The organism is Streptomyces sp. NPDC050610 (assembly GCF_040654875.1).
In the GTDB taxonomy this organism is placed as follows: Bacteria; Actinomycetota; Actinomycetes; order Streptomycetales; family Streptomycetaceae; genus Streptomyces.
The window spans coordinates 309,311-325,722 of the sequence record NZ_JBFAIV010000001.1 but is presented as its reverse complement, the minus strand read 5'-3'; the positions used below and the strand labels follow the sequence as shown (position 1 = coordinate 325,722).

12 protein-coding genes and 3 pseudogenes are annotated in these 16,412 nt (G+C 67.1%); 10 read left to right on the top strand and 5 right to left on the bottom strand.

Annotation, left to right across the window (positions count from 1 at the left end):
* Positions 1-102 precede the first annotated feature (102 nt).
* The 5 genes and pseudogenes from AB0I22_RS01505 to AB0I22_RS01485 all read left to right on the top strand — a co-directional run bounded on the left by AB0I22_RS01505 (position 103) and on the right by AB0I22_RS01485 (position 3,302).
* Positions 103-747, top strand: a complete 645-nt coding sequence (locus AB0I22_RS01505) for a ScbR family autoregulator-binding transcription factor (RefSeq protein WP_363128554.1) — start codon at positions 103-105, stop codon at positions 745-747.
* Positions 654-1,031, top strand: a complete 378-nt coding sequence (locus tag AB0I22_RS01500) for an NAD-dependent epimerase/dehydratase family protein (RefSeq protein ID WP_363128553.1) — start codon at positions 654-656, stop codon at positions 1,029-1,031. The genes AB0I22_RS01505 and AB0I22_RS01500 overlap by 94 nt, the downstream gene beginning before the upstream one ends.
* A 40-nt stretch (positions 1,032-1,071) precedes the next feature.
* Entirely contained in the window at positions 1,072-1,533 is a 462-nt protein-coding gene (locus AB0I22_RS01495; protein WP_363128552.1) for a very short patch repair endonuclease, read from the top strand.
* A 175-nt stretch (positions 1,534-1,708) separates the two neighbouring features.
* Positions 1,709-1,897 (top strand): annotated as a pseudogene (locus tag AB0I22_RS01490) (ISL3 family transposase); the annotation flags it as partial.
* Between the two features lie 610 nt (positions 1,898-2,507).
* Entirely contained in the window at positions 2,508-3,302 is a 795-nt protein-coding gene (locus AB0I22_RS01485; protein WP_363128551.1) for a transposase, read from the top strand.
* 188 nt (positions 3,303-3,490) lie between these two features.
* Here the strand turns inward: AB0I22_RS01485 and AB0I22_RS01480 are convergent.
* From AB0I22_RS01480 to AB0I22_RS01470, 3 genes and pseudogenes are all read right to left on the bottom strand, one after another.
* Positions 3,491-3,702: pseudogene (locus AB0I22_RS01480) on the bottom strand (IS630 family transposase); the annotation flags it as partial.
* Positions 3,703-4,384: 682 nt separating this feature from the next.
* Positions 4,385-4,543: pseudogene (locus AB0I22_RS01475) on the bottom strand (IS1380 family transposase); the annotation flags it as partial.
* A gap of 13 nt (positions 4,544-4,556) precedes the next feature.
* The gene (locus AB0I22_RS01470; RefSeq protein ID WP_363128550.1) at positions 4,557-6,065 is read right to left on the bottom strand and encodes an MFS transporter; all 1,509 of its coding nucleotides are present in this window, start codon (positions 6,063-6,065) and stop codon (positions 4,557-4,559) included.
* Positions 6,066-6,166: 101 nt separating this feature from the next.
* Here AB0I22_RS01470 and AB0I22_RS01465 point away from each other — a divergent pair, with 101 nt between their 5' ends.
* Both AB0I22_RS01465 and AB0I22_RS01460 read left to right on the top strand, forming a co-directional pair.
* Positions 6,167-7,012 carry a helix-turn-helix transcriptional regulator gene (locus tag AB0I22_RS01465; RefSeq protein WP_363128549.1) on the top strand — a complete coding sequence of 282 codons (846 nt, stop codon included), beginning with the start codon at positions 6,167-6,169 and terminating at the stop codon, positions 7,010-7,012.
* Positions 7,013-7,379: 367 nt separating this feature from the next.
* Positions 7,380-9,131 carry a helix-turn-helix domain-containing protein gene (locus AB0I22_RS01460; protein ID WP_363128548.1) on the top strand — a complete coding sequence of 584 codons (1,752 nt, stop codon included), beginning with the start codon at positions 7,380-7,382 and terminating at the stop codon, positions 9,129-9,131.
* Between the two features lie 9 nt (positions 9,132-9,140).
* Here the strand turns inward: AB0I22_RS01460 and AB0I22_RS01455 are convergent, their stop codons facing one another.
* Positions 9,141-9,989, bottom strand: coding sequence for a class II aldolase/adducin family protein (locus tag AB0I22_RS01455; protein ID WP_363128547.1), 849 nt, complete (start codon positions 9,987-9,989; stop codon positions 9,141-9,143).
* A gap of 236 nt (positions 9,990-10,225) precedes the next feature.
* The gene (locus tag AB0I22_RS01450; RefSeq protein ID WP_363128546.1) at positions 10,226-11,476 is read right to left on the bottom strand and encodes a cellulose binding domain-containing protein; all 1,251 of its coding nucleotides are present in this window, start codon (positions 11,474-11,476) and stop codon (positions 10,226-10,228) included.
* A gap of 657 nt (positions 11,477-12,133) precedes the next feature.
* Here AB0I22_RS01450 and AB0I22_RS01445 point away from each other — a divergent pair.
* The 3 genes from AB0I22_RS01445 (at position 12,134) to AB0I22_RS01435 (ending at position 16,405) form a co-directional block, all read left to right on the top strand.
* Positions 12,134-13,429 carry a glycosyltransferase family 2 protein gene (locus AB0I22_RS01445; RefSeq protein WP_363128545.1) on the top strand — a complete coding sequence of 432 codons (1,296 nt, stop codon included), beginning with the start codon at positions 12,134-12,136 and terminating at the stop codon, positions 13,427-13,429.
* Positions 13,430-13,466: 37 nt separating this feature from the next.
* Entirely contained in the window at positions 13,467-13,652 is a 186-nt protein-coding gene (locus AB0I22_RS01440; protein WP_363128544.1) for a hypothetical protein, read from the top strand.
* Positions 13,653-15,589: 1,937 nt separating this feature from the next.
* A complete protein-coding gene (locus AB0I22_RS01435) occupies positions 15,590-16,405 on the top strand; it encodes an AfsR/SARP family transcriptional regulator (RefSeq protein ID WP_363128543.1) in 816 nt (271 codons plus the stop codon).
* Positions 16,406-16,412 lie beyond the last annotated feature (7 nt).

Below are 16,412 nucleotides of genomic sequence, written 5' to 3'. Positions count from 1 at the left end.
GAACCGTTCTCCTCTGTATGAGCTCACATCACTGCGGTAGTTGAGCGATATCCGTTCCTCAAATAACATAGAGATCGATCTGTTTCTTGTCGAGAGGGCTTGGTGATCTTGGTCGTGACTCGGAGTACGCAGGAGCGCGCGTTCCGCACTCGAAGAGCATTGATCTGCGCTGCGGCTAAAGTCTTCGACGAAGCTGGCTACTCGGGAGCGGGAGTCACTCGGATCCTGGCCGAGGCAGGGTTGACCCACGGTGCGATGTACTTCCATTTCAAGTCGAAGGAGGAACTCGCCCGCGCCGTAATGCTGGAGCAGGCATCCGACCTGGATCTGCCAGAGGAACCCCAAGGGCTCCAGCAGCTCGTGGACCTGACGTTCATGCTGGCTGTCGAGTTGCGCCACAACAGGATGCTCCGTGCGGGAGTGCGACTGGCGGTGGACCCGGGCGGCCCAGCTCGCCACGACGGCTCGATCTACCGGTGGTGGGCCGAACTGTTTGAGAAGGAGCTCCTCGTGGCCCGCGAGAAGGGTGAACTCCGCCCGGAGGTCGACGAGCAGGACTTCGCCTTGGCGCTGGTGGGGGCGTACACAGGCACCCAGGTGATGTCCGAGATCATCTCGGAGCGCGACGATCTCCCCCGGCGCATCACAGCCCTGTGGCGCTACGTCCTGCCCGCCGTCGCCACACCCGACGTCCAAGCCGGGCTGACCTTCGACGGTGCCCCCGCAGGCTGGGGGAAGCGCCCGTGAACCCGGCACGCGTCGTGCTGACGGGGGGTACCGGATTCGTGGGAAGCTGGACCGTCAGGGAGTTCCTGAAGCACCCTGGAGTGGTGCTGCGCCTGGTGGGACGTACCAGGCCGCCCGGCGCTGACGACCGAGTGGATTGGGTGCCTGCTGACCTCGCCGACCCCGCGTCGTTGCGCGGGCGCCTCCGTGGCGCTACGTCTCTACCGCAGCACCCGACGCATCCGCGCCTACCTGAGGTGGTCGCAAGCGGGCGAGACTCGGGAACAGTACGTCGGGGAGGTTGACGAGGGCACGCGCGCCGCGAACTTGGAGCGTGCGTGGTCGATGGCGCGTTCCGCTGGTCATGTCACCACAGAGGCCGTGCCTCCCGGCTCGTGGGCCTCGTCTCCCGCTTCCTGCGCGGTCATGGCGGGGAACAAGGGACGGGACACCAAGCCGGAACGGCTACTCCGATCAGCCCTGCACCGCAAGGGGATGCGCTACAGGGTCTCCGTTCGGCCGGTCGCTGACTTGCGGCGAACCGCTGATGTTGTGTTCACCAAGGCCAAGGTCGCCGTCTTTGTCGACGGTTGCTACTGGCACGGTTGCCCGGAGCACTATCGGCCGTCCGCGAAGCGAGCTGAATTCTGGCAAGAGAAGATCGCGGGAAGTCAGGCACGAGACGGGGAGACGACGGCAGCCCTTGAGGGGCATGGCTGGAAGGTCCTCCGCTTTTGGGAGCATGAAGACCCCTTGGAAGCCGCAGAGATAGTTGAGCAAGCCGTTCAGAGTCGACTGGAACACTGAGTGTTTTCAGCGTTGCCTCACCAGGGTGAGGCAACGCTGAAAACACTCACTGGTAGATACAACTCACGCCCCGCACCGACCATGGGCCGGTGCGGGTGTCAACGGCCTCGTAGTGCGGATCTGACAAGATTTTCGTGACCGACATGACCATGAACTGCCGGTCCAGCATGGGGTGATGGACGTTGAACTTCTCCGTTTGCTCCTCCCGCACTTGGCCTTGGTGGAGGTGCAGCGCGTCGACCTGGTCGACGGCGTGATCAGGATCGAGGCCAGGACCAGGGACGATGCCGCAGCCCCGTGCCCGGATTGCCACACTCCCTCCGCTCGCGTGCACAGCCGTTACCAGCGCCATCCGGCCGATACGGCGATCAGTGGCCAGCCGGTGGCCATCGACCTGTCGGCCCGGCGCCTGTTCTGTGACAACGCGGCCTGCTCTCGACACAGCTTCGCCGAGCAGATCGACGGTCTGACCTTGCGTTATAGCCGCCTCACCACAGGACTGCTGGAGGTCGTGCGCGCGGTGGCTCTCGCTCTGGCCGGCCGGGCCGGATCCCGACTGATGGCTGTCCTGGGCACGATGCTCAGCCGCACCACCATGGTGAACCTGCTGTTGGCGCTGCAGACCGCCACACCCGCGTGCGGCCCCCGGGTCCTGGGGGTGGACGACTTCGCCCTGCGGAGACGCTACGTCTACGGCACGATCCTGATCGATATGGAGAGCGGCGACGTCGTCGACCTCCTGTCCGACCGGACCGGCGACACCCTGGCCGCCTGGCTCACCGCGCACCCCGGGGCCGAGATCATCTGCCGGGACCGGGCAGGCGCTTACCGCCGACGGCGCCACCCGAGGCGCCCCGGGTGCCGTCCAGGTCGCAGATCGCTGGCATTTATGGAAGAACCTCGCCGACGCGGTCGATGCGATCACCCGCCGGCTCCGGTCCAGGTGGACGCCCCCGCTGCCGGATGCCGGCCCGATGCCGGAAGAGCCGGAGCCGGACGCCCTGCTCGCACGGCCGGACACGCTGATCGTGCTGCGGCACCGGGAACGCCACGCGGCCGTGCACGCGCTGATGGCTCGCGGCGCCGGCGTCACCCGGATCGCCGCCGAACTGCGGCTTGACCCCAAGACGGTCCGCAAGTTCATGCGCGCCGACACCATCGACGACTTCCTGGCCGCCGCGCGTGGCGAGCGCCCGCAGAACCTGGACCGCCACGCCGAATACCTGGTCATGCGCTTCAACGAGGGCTGCACCCGCGCCGACATCCTGCACGCCGAGCTCGCCGCCCAGGGTGTGCACGTCAGCTCCCGCACCGTCCGCCGGTTTGTCCACCGGCTCCGCCGCGAACCCCCGATGACGTTCGCCGCGGTCGCCGCCCCCAAAGCCACCGCCGTCATCAAGGCGCTGCTCTCCCACCCTGACGGCTGCGCCGAGGAGGACAACCTGCTGGTCAAAGAGGTGTGCACCCGCTCGCCCGAGATGGAGACGGCTCATAGCCTGATCGGCGGCTTCGCTACGATGATGCAGAACCGCTGGGGCATTACCCACCTGGACGCCTGGCTGACCCGGTGCGAGGGCAGCGACCTGCCCGAGCTGGAGACGCTCGCCCGAGGGCTCCGCCAGGACCAGGACGCGGTCCGCGCCGGGCTGAGCCTGGAGTGGAACTCGGGGAAGGTCGAAGGCAACGTGAACCGGCTCAAGATGCTGAAGCGGCAGACCTACGGCCGAGCCCGGCTCGCGTTGCTGGCCCAACGCGTCACCCAGCACTAAACCGACCAGCCATCACGAAAATCTTGTCAGATCCGAAACCCGTGGCCATAAATTGCGCGGCAAGTGACCGCCTACGGGGAGCTTACGGAGGCCGCCGTCATGCGGGGCGTGAGTTGGCATGGTGACCTGCTGTGATTAGGCGAGCTGCGACTTCGTGTAGTCCATGAGCGCCTGTCAGTGGGGAGAGGTCTGCCGCCCCAGCGGACGTCTTTCCCGCTTCGGGTGCGGGCGCGTTCGCGTCGTTGGGCGGTGAGGACGTCGGGGCGCGGGTGTGCTGGTTTCGCCAGCGCAGGTAGGCGCGCAGCGCTCTGGCCTGGGCGGTGTGGTTCGGATGGTTGGAGTTGGGGAGGGCGAACTGTCGCAGGGACCCGAAGCGGGCCTCGATCGGATTGGCCCCCGACGGATTCTGGCCGGTGCTGACGTCGACAGAAGCGGTGGACGACGTTGGCGCGCTACTTCGCTGGCGCAAGCTGCGAACCAAAGTCACTAATCCCTTGTCCAGCAAGGTACGCATCGGCTTGATTCGTAGCTGTGATTCCCTTCAGCTACGAGCCTCACGGCTGTGCTGACGTGTCAGCACAGGAGCCTGATCGAGGCGGATGGAGGGGGATGCAGGAGGGCGGAATCGGGGTCGGATGTCCGATTCCCCGGCGTTTCCGCAGGTCAGGAAGGTAACAATTTCGGGTTCGACTCCCCTAGGCTCCACAGAAGGTTGGCCCTTCTGACATGCGGAAACGCAGGTCAGAAGGGCTATTTTGTTGCTCCTGGTGGGCACGAAGTGGGCACATTGCTTCGAATACGGCCCTTCTCATGGCCTACATCGAGATCAAGGAACGCAAGGACGGGGCGTCCACCTGCGTCGTCCGCCGGCGCGCAGGTGGAGCCCGGATCGGCAGACGGGAGTCAGAGCCCTTCGACGATCTCACGTCGGCTGAACGGTTCCGTGACCTCGTGAAAGGCCACGGTGAACACTGGCCCCCAGGCTGGATCAAAGGATGTGGTTTCGCCGCCGACCAGCGCCGCCAGGAGACGATGTTCGAGCCCTTCGCCATCGTCTACGTGGACCGGCTCACCGGGATTCAGGCCGAGGACGGGACCTTCAGGACGGCCTGGTGGATGGCGTCGGTGATGGTCATCCCGACCGAGTACGACAGCCACCTCCCGCGCCGGGCGAGCCAGGCGACGAACTCGTGGGTGCCGCCGCCGGAGTCGGTGCGGATGAGCGTCCGGCGTCCGCGCCGCGGTCCGGCGCTGTCAGCGCCGGGGCAGGGCGAGCGTGCACAGGGTGAACATGATGGCGAATGCCGCCTGGACGAGCATGCAGATCGCCAGGGCGCTCGTGTAGGCCTGACCGGTCGGGGCTGTGGAACCGGCCAGGGCCGCACCGAGCAGACCTCCGGCAACGGCGACACCGAGGCCCATTGCGGCTTGCTGTGTGGTTTGAAGCACGCCGGATGCTGCTCCCGCAGATGCTGGAGAGACCTCAGCGATCATCGCTCCGACGAGCGGACCGAACATGAAGGCTTGGCCGACACCGACTCCGACGAGGAGGGCGGCGAACGTCCACGAGTTCAGGCCGGCCCCCTGGAGGAACACGGAGGCGGCTGTGATGCTCAGGAGTGCGGCCTGGATGAGTCCGCCGACGGCGAGGAGCCTTCGGAACCCGAAACGGGGCGTAAGTTTCCCCGACCAGATCGACACGGTGAGGAAGAACAGGGAGAACGGCAACAGCACGAGGGCCGCATGCATGGGAGACCATCCGAGCCCCGTCTGCGTGGAGATCGCGTAGAGGAACGTGAACCCACCGAACGCGGACTGGAGCATCAACGCCATCACCAGCCCGATCCGGTAGGAACTGAGCCGGAACAGGGGCGGCGGAACGAGCGGAACGCGGTCACTACGGTGCAGCCGAACCTGCCGCCGCCAGAACGCTGCGAACAGTACCGGCGTCGCCCCCAGCAGCGCCCAGCACCAGACCGGCCAGCCCAGTGCGCCGCCCTGGGAGATCGGGATCATGAGTGCCAGCAGGGCGAGCCCGAGCAGTGTCGTCCCGATCAGGTCGAGCGACCGGTGGCCGGGCGCACTGGTATCGGGCAGCCAGCGCAGCGCGGCACCGAAGGCGATCACGCCCATGAGCACGCTCATCGCGAAGATCATCCGCCAGGGAGCGCCGAGCAGGGGGACGGACAGCAGCACGCCGCCGAGGACCTGACCGATCGCCGTGGCCCCGCCCGCGGTCGCACCGAACAGCGCGACAGCTCGGGCCCGTTCGGACCCCTGGGTAGACGCCGTGATCGTCGCCAGCACCTGGGGAACCATGGCCGCCGCAGAGATTCCGGTGAGGGCCCGCGCGGCGATCAACACAGTGATGTTCGGGGCCAGGGTTGCGACCAGGGAGAACGAGGTGAACCCGGCCATGCCGAGCAGGAAGAGCCGGCGTCGCCCGTACAGGTCCCCGAGCCTGCCCCCGAGGACCATGGGAATGGCGAACCCCAATGCGTACACCGACACCACCAACGACTGCTCGGCAGCCGTGGCCCCCAGAGAAGCACCGATGTCGGGCACAGCGATACCCGCCGCCGCGAAACTGACCACCGACAGCAGCAATGCCGACAGCGTCGTCAGCAGCCGACCCGTCCCCAGCCCCGGAGTCGGAGGCGCGGGCAGACCCTGCACTGGCGGCGGCGCGGCGCGGCCGTCCGATCTGCCAGGTCCGCCTGTACGGGAGAAGGGACTGTCATGTGGTGCAGAAGACGTGGTCATGCCGTCGATCATTAAGCGCCGCTTATCCTGGAACCAGGAGTCCGTTTATGGGGGTACTGCCACCACCTGGATATCGGGTTTTCGCACGGGAGGATGAAGAGATGACAGAGACCAGGCCCGCCGCGATCCGGCGCGAGGTCGGTGACTTCCTCCGCAGCCGACGCGAACGAGTAACCCCGCAACAGGTAGGTCTCCCGTCCACAGGGCGACGGCGGACACCTGGACTACGGCGCGAAGAGGTCGCCGTCCTCGCGGGGGTCGGCGTCACCTGGTACACCTGGCTCGAACAAGGTCGGCCCATCAACGTCAGCACTCATGTCCTGCAGGCGGTCGCCCGAGCCCTGCAACTCGACGACACTGAGAGGCGGCACCTGCGCCGGCTCGCCGGATCAAGTACGCCGGAAGCCGAGCCCTCCGAATGCGACCCGAGGCTCAGCGCGGCGTTCCAGCCCGTCCTGGACAAGCTCGACCCGTTCCCTGCGTGCCTGCAGACCTCGCTGTTCGATGTGGTGGCATACAACCGTGCCTACCGGTTTCTGTTCACCGACATGGACCTCATCCCGCCCGGCGAACGCAACTGCGCGGTGCAGTTCTTCACCGACCCCGACTGGCGCAGCCGCTACGTCGACGTCGACCTGGTTGCCGCCCGGATGGTCGCGAGATTGCGCGCCGACATCGGCACCCCTGCCGCTGCCGGAATCGTTGACGACCTTCGGGAACGATCAAAGGAGTTCGCCCGACTGTGGGCTCGTCACGACGTACTGCCCCAGCAGTATGAGACAAAACGCCTCGATAGCCCTCTTGTCGGGCAGCTCCAGCTGAACTTCGTCTCCACCAGTGTCTCGGCGACGGGACACCGGATGACCGTGATGACGCCGACCGATGAGTCCACCTCCCTACGTCTGACCCAGCTGGCAGGCCTCACCGTCGCGACTACGCGGGTGTAGCACCTGAAGAAAACCGCCGCTTGGGGAGTGGGGGCTGTTGATCACGAACCGTAGCCGCGGGGGCCGATCCTGCGGCGGGGATCATCATGCCCGGCCGGTGCCGACCGCCGCGTATGGAGATCTTCAATGGTGGGGGTTCTGGTTTTGCTGACGGCTGAGGTCGTGTGCGCTATGCCAGAGGTGTGCAGTATCCCGATGCTGACGGCTGACGGCTGAGGAGCGGGCCAGGAGAGAGCAAGTGCGCCTGGCTGCGGCCGAGTTCATCGAGAACGGGGTCAGTGACGCGGAGACCGCCCGACGGTTTCGTGTGACGCGGAGGCGATGAAGGGCCATCACACGTATCTCGTGTTGTATCTATCATGCATTCATGGGTGGATCATGGGTTGAGCTGCTGCTCGCCGGGGCGTCGTTGACGGACCTCGATCGGTATCGCGAGGAGTTGCTCGGCGCGGGCACGACGCCCGAGGACGTGGAACGGGAGGCGGGGGCCGCCTTGCGGGTCAAGGTGCTTCTTGACGAGGGACGTCGGCGGGCGGCTGAGCAGGCCTTGCTGAGCGACGCCGCCGAGCGGCTCGCGGGCGCGCGGAGCACGGATGAGCTGCTGCCCGCGGTGACCGGGTGGGCGCGGCGGCTGCTGGACGCCGACCTGGCGTATGTGGGGCTCGCGCACGACGGCGGGTTCGTTATGGCGGCCGCCCAGGGCGCGCGTACCGGTCGGCTGCAGGGGCTGCGGCTGCCCGCCGCGGTCGGGTTCACCGGGACCGTCGTCGCCGGGGGGCACCCTGTCGGCCTGCGCAGTTACGCGACGGAGGACGGTTTCCGCCATCACCCCGCCGCCGACACCGCGGCCATGGAGGAGGACATCCACGCCCTGCTCGGCGTGCCGCTGGCCCGGCGCGGCCGGATGCTCGGCGCGCTCTTCGTCAGCAGGCGGCGGGAGCACCGGTTCACGGACCGGGAGGTGGGGCTGCTGTCGGCCCTCGCGGCACACGCGGCCGCCGCGCTCGACCACGCCGAGCTGGAGCTGGCCGTACGCCGGCACGAGCGGCTGACCCAGGTGCTGCTGCGCGGCGGCGGCCTCGACGCGCTCGTGCAGGAGATCGGCCAGGAGGCCTCCGGTGACGTGCTGTTCGTCGATTCCGGCGTCGATTCCGGCGTCGATTCCGGCGTCGATTCGGGCGTGGACTCCGGCGTCGAATCCGGCGTGGGCTCCGGTGACGCGGAGCTCGTCGAACGGGCCGCGTGTGTCCGGGCCGTCTCCGCGGCCGGCTCCGTGCGCGGCTCCCTCGTGGCCATCGGCAGCCGGGACGTCCGCGGGGACCAGGCCCTGCTTGAGCGGGCCGCCCCGTTCGTCGCGCTCGCCGTCACCGCTGAGACGGCCGTGGCCGACGCGACCCGGGTCCCCCAGGACGTACTCCTGCTCGATCTGCTGACGCGGCCCGCCTCCGGCCCCCTCACCCCGCGTCAGCGCATGCGCAACGCGGGTCTGGACCCGTCCGCCTCGTACTGCGTACTGGTCGCCGAACCGGACGGTGATCGCCAGCGGGCACGGCGGGAGTTCGCCGCATGCGGACTTCCGCCGGGCACCGTCCTCGCACCGTGCGGTACGCGCCTGGTCGCGCTGGTGCCCGGCACAACCCCCGAGGAACTCCTGGAACAGTGGGAAGGCCGCGGCACTCCCGCCGCGACCATCGGCGTCTCCGGTCCCGCCACCGGCCCCGAACACCTCGCCCGCTGCCACCACGACGCGGAGCTGACCCTGGGCGCCCTGCTCACCCTGGGGCGCCGAGGCCAGGCCGCCTCCGCCGACCGGCTCGGCCTCTACCGGGTGCTGCTCAGCCACACCGGACGCCGGGAGCTGCGGGCCCAGTACGAGCAGCTGCTCGGCCCTGTCCTGCGCGAGCAGCGCCAACGCGGGCTTCCCCTCGTCGAAACCCTTCAGGCCTATCTCGACCACGGCTGCCGGGCCACCCCTGCCGCCCGGGCCCTCCATATCCACGTCAACACGCTCTACCAGCGGCTCGCCGGCCTGGACGACCTCCTGGGGGCCGACTGGCGTGAGCCGCCGCGCTCAGTGGACCTGCAACTGCTGCTGCGGGTCCACTCCGAGCGCGGCTAGGCGATCGGATCACTCGCACAGATCGGGCTGCTCGGCCACGATCTGGTCCCACAGCGGGCGGAAGTTCAGCCAGCCCGCGTAGTGGCCGCCGACCTCCTTGGCGGTGAACTCGGCGGTCTCCTCGTCCATGCAGATGGGGTGACCGGCCGCCATCGCCGTCAGCTGCGCCTGGCAGGACCGCTCCATGGTGATGAACCACCAGGCGGCCTCGCCGACGCTGTGGCCGACGGTGATCAGACCGTGGTTCTGGAGCACGGCGGCCTTGCCCGGTCCGACCGCCTGCGCGATGCGCAGGCCCTCCTCGTGGTAGCCGGCCGGACCACCGTAACCGGCGTACAGGCCGTGGTCGTTGTAGAACGCCGCCGCGTCCTGGGTGATCGGCAGGAGCTTCTTGCCGAGCGAAGCGAGGGTCTTGCCGTACAGCGAGTGGGTGTGCGCGGCCGCGACGACGTCGGGGCGGGCCTTGTGCACGGCCGAGTGGATGTAGAAGCCGGCCAGGTTGACCGCGCCCTTGCCCTCGACGACCTGGCCCTGCTCGTTGACGAGGATCAGGGCGGACGCCTTGATCCGGCTGAAGCTCATCGCGAACGGGTTGACCCAGAAGTGGTCTTCCCACTCCGGGTCGCGGGCGGTCATGTGACCGGCCACGCCCTCGGAGAAGCCGAACCTGGCGAACAGCCGGAAGGAAGCGGCAAGTTCACGCTTGCGCAGCTGCCGCTCCTCCTCGATCGACAGGTTCTGTGCCGGGGCGGGGATGCCCGCACCGGGGAGGAAGACGTTCACCTCGCCGAACTTGCCCCGGTTCTCGATGGATTCCTGGCTCACATCCCCCTTGGGGGAATTCTTGGTGTTGTTCATGCATTCGACGCTATGGCGGTTTCCCGGCAGCAGATATAGGCATTCCGCCCACTCTTTCCAGGGAGAGGCGGGCGAAGCGCACACGATCACCGCGCGGACTCGGTCCGACCGATTGAACGCGGCACCGGGGCCGGGGCCGGGACCGGGACTGGCACAGGGGCTGTCACCGGCCGGCGTGAAGGCCCCGTTGCCCCGGTCGGCAGGGCTGCCTGGAGGCCTCCCCCCAGCACACCCGCTCAAGACTTACGCACGGTGTTCACATGGTTCGTGCCCGCGGCGTAGAAGCCGTCGACGGCCTTGTTGACCTCGGTGAGGGAGACGGTTCGGTCGGCTTGGTAGTAGAGCCAGTTGACGCGCATGTCCCAGGTTCGCCGGCCCTTGAACGGCAGGTCGATGAACCAGGAGCTGAAGTGGACGCCCATGCGTTCCCGCGGGAAGTACTTGCCCTGGTGGCTGAACAGCTTGCGCCCGTCCACGGAGTAGGTGACCGTTCCGCTCTTGGCGGTGATCATCATGGTGTGCCAACCCGTGAGGTGCTCCGGCTGGGTCTGGGTGGTGCGGTCTCCCGGCTTGCCGCCGCCGCTGCGCCAGCTCGTGGTGTCGAGGCGGGGTCCGGGCGCTCCCCATCCGCCGTGCGGCATGTACTCGTAGTCGAGCTCGCTGTACTTGTTCGACTTGTCCGCGGGGGAGATCGTGAAGAAGGACTCGTTGAGGTGATCGCCGTTCAGGCCCGCTACGGGCTTGTCGCTGAAGTAGACCCGGGCGGCGATGGTGCCCGTGAAGAAGTCGGGTTCGACGCTCTGGATCTCGGACTGCTTGGTGCCCTTCTTCGTGCCGTCGGTGGAGGCCCGGAGCTGGAGCACCTGACCGCCCTTGGCGTTCGACTCGGCGGGGAAGGTGACGCCGTCGGTCGACCAGGTGTCGTGGATGCCGGGGCCGCCCTTGTCGCTGCGGGCCTGCCAGCCGTTGGCGGCGAACGCGGGGTCGTCGGGGCCGGCGTAGTGGAAGTTGTCGAAGATGACGCCTGTCGGCGGTGCGGCCGGGGACGAGGGCGGGGTCTTGTCCGTGCCGGCGGCGCCGTCCGGTTCGTCGCCCCAGGCCAGGGCGCCCCGGAGGTAGGCGGTGACGAGCTTCGACGGTGCGTAGTGGGACGCCTTGGCGTTGAACGAGCGGTCGTTCGCCTGGTTCAGCTTCTTGTGGTCCAGGCGGTAGAGCTGGAGGCCGATGCCCTCACTGGTCCCCCCGGGCTTCAAGTCCCCGGCGCCCGCGCCGAAACCGACCTGGACGTAGTGGGTGGCGGTGGAGTCGCCACCGCTCAGCGTGCCCAGCTTCTGGGTGACGTTGCCGCATCCCTTGCTCGTCTGGACACAATTGACGCCATAGGCGGAGTCATCCGCGGTGAAGTAGTAGCGAAGGGTCACATCGCTGAGCGGGACGGTCTTCTTGGATTTGTTGATGACTTCCAGCCAGGGCTTGGCCGTTGCCACGACAGTCGGTCCGTCCGTGCGGTATCGGACCGTCAGTTCACCGGTCCCTGAATCGCCGCTTCCGCTTGATCCGCCGTTTCCGCCAGGGCCCCACTTCACGTAGGCCGCCGCACCGGCGGCTATGACTATGGCCATGACAAGAATTATTTTGATCGTGCTCCCCCGATGGCGGCGGGATCTGCGACGAGGGCGACCCATTGAAGCTCCTTGATGTGCTGCGAGGAGCGGTGCCACCTGCTGGCCCTTCACATCGCATTCACGACTGACTCACATTCCGCGTCATCGTAACCACGATCCACGGGCGCATATAGGCAACAAGGGTGCATATATTTATGTCCGATTCTTCTGAGAGTCTACTGGTATACCCCTTTTATGTGTTCTTGGTGGTACATCTCAGCGTCAACCAGGTCAGGAACTGGGGCGCATGGTGCCCTTGATCACATCTTCATATACTCTCGCTGTGCCGACATGTGCGGATTGTGCTGTTTGTTCTGGTGGGTATGTCGCAATTTGCCATGTATGCCCCTGTGGGGTGCAGTCGGTCTGCCTTAAAGAGAAAGTAGGCCGTTCAAATACCTGGGTTATCTTCTCGCTGTGCTTTCACAGGATCAGCACAAGATGTGGGTCATGTGAGTTTGAGTTGAGTGGGGGAGAACCTTGTCGGGCACAGCTGCGCGCGGCGCACGGGCAAAAACCGCGCGTTCGTCGCGCGGCCGGCGCCGCAAGGGGAAGGGCCGTGTCCCGGTCCAGACTGTCGAAACGGTCGGCAGTCGGCGCCGTAAGGGCCGTGCCCCAGTTCAACGTGTCGAAGCGGCCGGCAGCCGGCACCGCAGAGGACGTGTCTCGTTCGACGAGCAAGGTGATACGGCCGTCTATGACACCGTCATCCTCGTTCCGGCGCGTAACGAGGAAGTCGGAGTCTTAACCTCACTGGAGTCCCTGGCCGGCCAGAGCCGACGCCCCGACCTGATCGTCGTGGTGGTCAATAACTCGACCGACCGCACCGATGAGTTCGCCCGGCAGTTCGCGGACGATGAGTCCACGCCGAACACGGTGGTGCTGAATGTGCCGAACAACCCGCACAAAAAAGCCGGTGCTCTCAACTACGGTCTGCAGTGGCTCAGGGAGTCCGTCGGGGGGCGGCTGACCAGCAAGGTGCGGCACGTCCTGGTCATGGACGCCGACACCGAACTGCACCCGAGGTTCATCGAACGCGCCCGCAACGTCCTCGCCTCCGACCCGGAGCTGGGCGGCGTCAGCGCCGCCTGCCTCGGCCGCACCGGCCTGTGGCGCAACCCGTGGCAGCGGTACCTGCTCGGCATGCAGATCATCGAGTACGGCAGGGCCGCCAACACCCGCTACCGCCAGGACGTGCACACCATGTCGGGGGCCGGCTCCTTCTATCGGAGCGAGGCGCTCCAAGGGCTCCTCGACTGGCGGGGGCAGGTCTTCTGGGAGGACCACCGCAACCTGGTCGAGGACTACGAGACCACGCTGGCGCTCAAGGAATCCGGCTGGAAGATCACGGCCAACCAACTGTGCATCGCCTACACCGACCTCATGCCCACCCTGCGCGAGCTGATCCAGCAGCGTGAGCGGTGGAGCCGCGGCACGGTGGACACGCTGCGCCGCCGCGGCTGGACCAAGTTCACCTGGCACTCGATCAGCACCATGATCGTGGGACTCTTCGGGTCCGCCTACATCCTGGGGTGGGGCTCGACCCAGCTCGTACGGTCCCTACAGCGCGGCTTCGCCCACTACCCGGTTTTCCTCCTGCTGCTGCTCGCCTTCTGGGTCGTCTATCCGGCCCTCCGCGTGCGGAACCTGGGCTGGAAGGCGATGCTCGTCGAGGCCCTGCTGATCCCCGAGTTGGTCTACACGGTGGTGCGGACGCATTGGCTCGTCTCGTCCATCGTGAAGTCGTACGTGACCCGCGTCTCCGCGTGGAAATGACCGCGGCAGCACCTGTAGAGAAAAACCAAGGAGAGCCATGAACTCCCTCAAGGGCCTGGGGGTCTGCGCGGTGCTCGCGTGCCTCGCCTACGCGCTGACCCGGGTGACGGACACCGACACCCTGTTGCTCTGGGCCACCGTCGTGATCGTCGTGTTGTCGGTGATCACCTACGCGGCCTCCATCAGGCGCCGGCGACGGGATCACCGCATCGCGGGCGACTGAGGCTTGGCGGCGCTGCCGGCGGGACCGGCCGCCCCCGTGGCCATGTCCTGGTACGCCCGCGGGAAGCGGCCGGCCAGGGGTGCCACCTCAGGTAAGGGCGTCCAGTAGGACGTGCGCCGGTTCGGCATGTCCGCGATGAAGCCGACCGGCAGATGACCTTTGCCCGGGCGACGGCGCCTGCCTGAGGCGTCCCCTGATCCCAGGTTTGCCACCAGGTTCGTGGCAGCGGGAAGTTGGGGTCGCCTGAGCGGTCCCATCGCTGGCGGGTGTGCGCTGTAGCCGACGCTCGACGGTCGAGAAGGTTGGTCACGCCCCGCTCTCCAGCCCAGTGCCCCGCCTGGGCTCACTTGAGGACCTTGGGGATGTGGCCGGGGCCGTCGGTTTCCATGGGCGAGAAATTTCCGGTGGCGCACACGTCAGGTCGACTACGGCTTCAACCGGTGATTTGCATGCTCCTGAAGTGCGTGCGGCACAGGTCTTCGACTCTTCTCAAGAGCTCTCTCCCCGGGGGCGCTGTACCGGTGTCCTCTCGTGAACGGGGAGGAATTGTATTGCGGGCCATCGGGAGCGGTAATGGGTTCGCTCGCACATGGTGACGGTCCGGGTAGCGCTCCGTCTGTCAGCGGTGTGTTCCGGAATCGCTTCTTTTGAATTCGCGTGGGGCGCTGCGTCAATTCAGGCAGTGGTGACCGGCCGCCCCGGTGCGACCGCGCCATCGCGTCCTTCTGCCTGCCGGGACGACGATGAGGCTCGCCGTTCGAGAGCGGTTCGAGCCGTCGTCCATGGGTGGTCGTGTCTGCGGCGAGGGGGGCGCGGCGAGCGGAGTTCGACCAGATTTCGACCGGGGCTTGAGGGTTTGGTCGCCGGGTTCTCGCCGCGGGCCATTCCGGACGGGGTGTGCGCCGGATGGACGAGCGGGGAGCGGCTGGGGGCGGTGGCGCGAAAGGGGTGGTCCCTGGGGAGCCGTACGTCGTGCGCGGGCCGGTCTACGGGCGGGCCGGCGGCTTCTGGCGGTGGCCGTGTCGGGTGGCGATCACCCTTCGGGCACGGCCGCAATTTGCTGGTGCTACGTCAATTGCGGGCGCCTCGTTAACGAGCGCCCATTCCGTCGCCCGGGTTCGGTGAAGCTCAGCGGAAGAGCTGTGGGCGACTTGTGGTCGGCCGACCGGCTCATGTGAATCTTGAATTCCGGAATTGCCGGAGCATCGGCTTCGTTCCGGCGCGCGAGGCCCGCGTGGGGTTTTCTGTACTGTCGAGCCTGATCTCAAATTACCAACGGGTATTTGACCTACTCTTGGCGTTTGCTTGATTCTTACATTAACGGTTCGAAGGGAGAGTGACGATCTAGTCGGACTCACTAATTCGGGGGATACATGAGCGAGATCCGCTCCAGAACCAGTACAGCCTTGGCAGTGATCAGCGCATCGCAGAGCCCGACCTCCAGGTCGGGGACGCGGGAACGCGACCGCGTCGGCGGCGCGGGCCGCGATCCGAAGATGTCCTAGCCGACAGCCGGACCGGGTCCGGGGCCGGTTCGCCCGTATGCGGCGGAGCGCGGCCCGCGAGAGTCCGGCGGCCCAGACCGCACATGCCGCAGTCGCGGACTCGGCCATCGCCCGCGTATGGCACTCCCGGCGCGGGCAACAGGCGAAGACGGACAGTCCAGGACGGGCAGTCCAAGAAAGACAGGTCGAGACAGACAAGTCGGCTGGTCGGTCCCCGATCGATCCGTCGCCTCTGCCCGGGCGATCGCCGCGATCCGAGCCGTGCGCGGCCCGATGATCCCGCACCGGCCGGCCGTACGCCGCACCCCCTCTTCCACCGGGCCGCGATCGCGCCCGGCCTCCCCGCACAAGCTCGCACGTCCCACGCAACTCGATCAGGAGCACGAGACAGCAAAAGCCAAGCCACGTCACACCAAAACATGGGGGCATCACATGAGGTTCAACATCCTTGGACCACTGGAAGTGATACATGACGGCCAGCTCTGTACGCCCACGGCGCAGAAAGTGCGCTGGACGCTGGCCCTGCTGCTGCTCAGAACCAACCGGGTCGTCGACCGCGATTCCCTGATCGACGAGATCTGGGGCGACGAGCCGCCGCGCAGCGCGGTCACCACCCTGCAGACATACATCTATCAACTGCGCAAGAACTTCAACCAGTTACTCGGTCAGATGCCGGGCGCCGACCAGATGATCCTGACGCGGCCCCCCGGATACGGAATCCGGCTCCTGCAGGACGACCAGCTCGACCTCCATGTCTTCGAGCGGGACACCAGGCGCGGACACGGCCTGCTGACCGAGGGGCGCTACGAGGAGGCGTCGGAACTGCTGGCCGGGGCGCTGCGGCTCTGGCGCGGTGCGCCGCTGGCCGACATCAGCAGGGCCGGGCGGTGCATCGAGGCGCACATCGTGTATCTGGAGGAGCTGCGGATCGAGGCTCTGAAGCTGCGCATCCTCGCCGAGAGCAAGCTCGGCCGTGACTCCCGCTTCATACCCGAGCTGCGTGAACTGGTGTCCATGCACCCGCTCAACGAGTGGTTCCACGGCGAGCTGATCAAGGCGTTGGCGCGGGCCGACCGGCGTGGCGAGGCGCTGGAGGCGTACCGGGACCTCCGACGGATCCTGCTGGACGAGCTCGGTCTGGAACCGTCCGCCCCGTACCAGCACTTGCAGCGGCAACTGCTCACCGACGACGGCCTGGAGAGCCTCTTCTCCCCGGCCGCTCCGGAAGCGATCGCCCTGACCTCCTGAGACCGCG

Bases quoted from the DNA above. Each gene is read 5' to 3' on its own strand.
- AB0I22_RS01435 (WP_363128543.1), top strand. From the start codon at position 15,590: ATGAGGTTCAACATCCTTGGACCACTGGAAGTGATACATGACGGCCAG.
- AB0I22_RS01495 (WP_363128552.1), top strand. From the start codon at position 1,072: ATGGCGCGTTCCGCTGGTCATGTCACCACAGAGGCCGTGCCTCCCGGC.
- AB0I22_RS01485 (WP_363128551.1), top strand. From the start codon at position 2,508: ATGCCGGAAGAGCCGGAGCCGGACGCCCTGCTCGCACGGCCGGACACG.
- AB0I22_RS01460 (WP_363128548.1), top strand. From the start codon at position 7,380: ATGGGTGGATCATGGGTTGAGCTGCTGCTCGCCGGGGCGTCGTTGACG.
- AB0I22_RS01470 (WP_363128550.1), bottom strand. From the start codon at position 6,065: ATGACCACGTCTTCTGCACCACATGACAGTCCCTTCTCCCGTACAGGC.
- AB0I22_RS01465 (WP_363128549.1), top strand. From the start codon at position 6,167: ATGACAGAGACCAGGCCCGCCGCGATCCGGCGCGAGGTCGGTGACTTC.
- AB0I22_RS01440 (WP_363128544.1), top strand. From the start codon at position 13,467: ATGAACTCCCTCAAGGGCCTGGGGGTCTGCGCGGTGCTCGCGTGCCTC.
- AB0I22_RS01455 (WP_363128547.1), bottom strand. From the start codon at position 9,989: ATGAACAACACCAAGAATTCCCCCAAGGGGGATGTGAGCCAGGAATCC.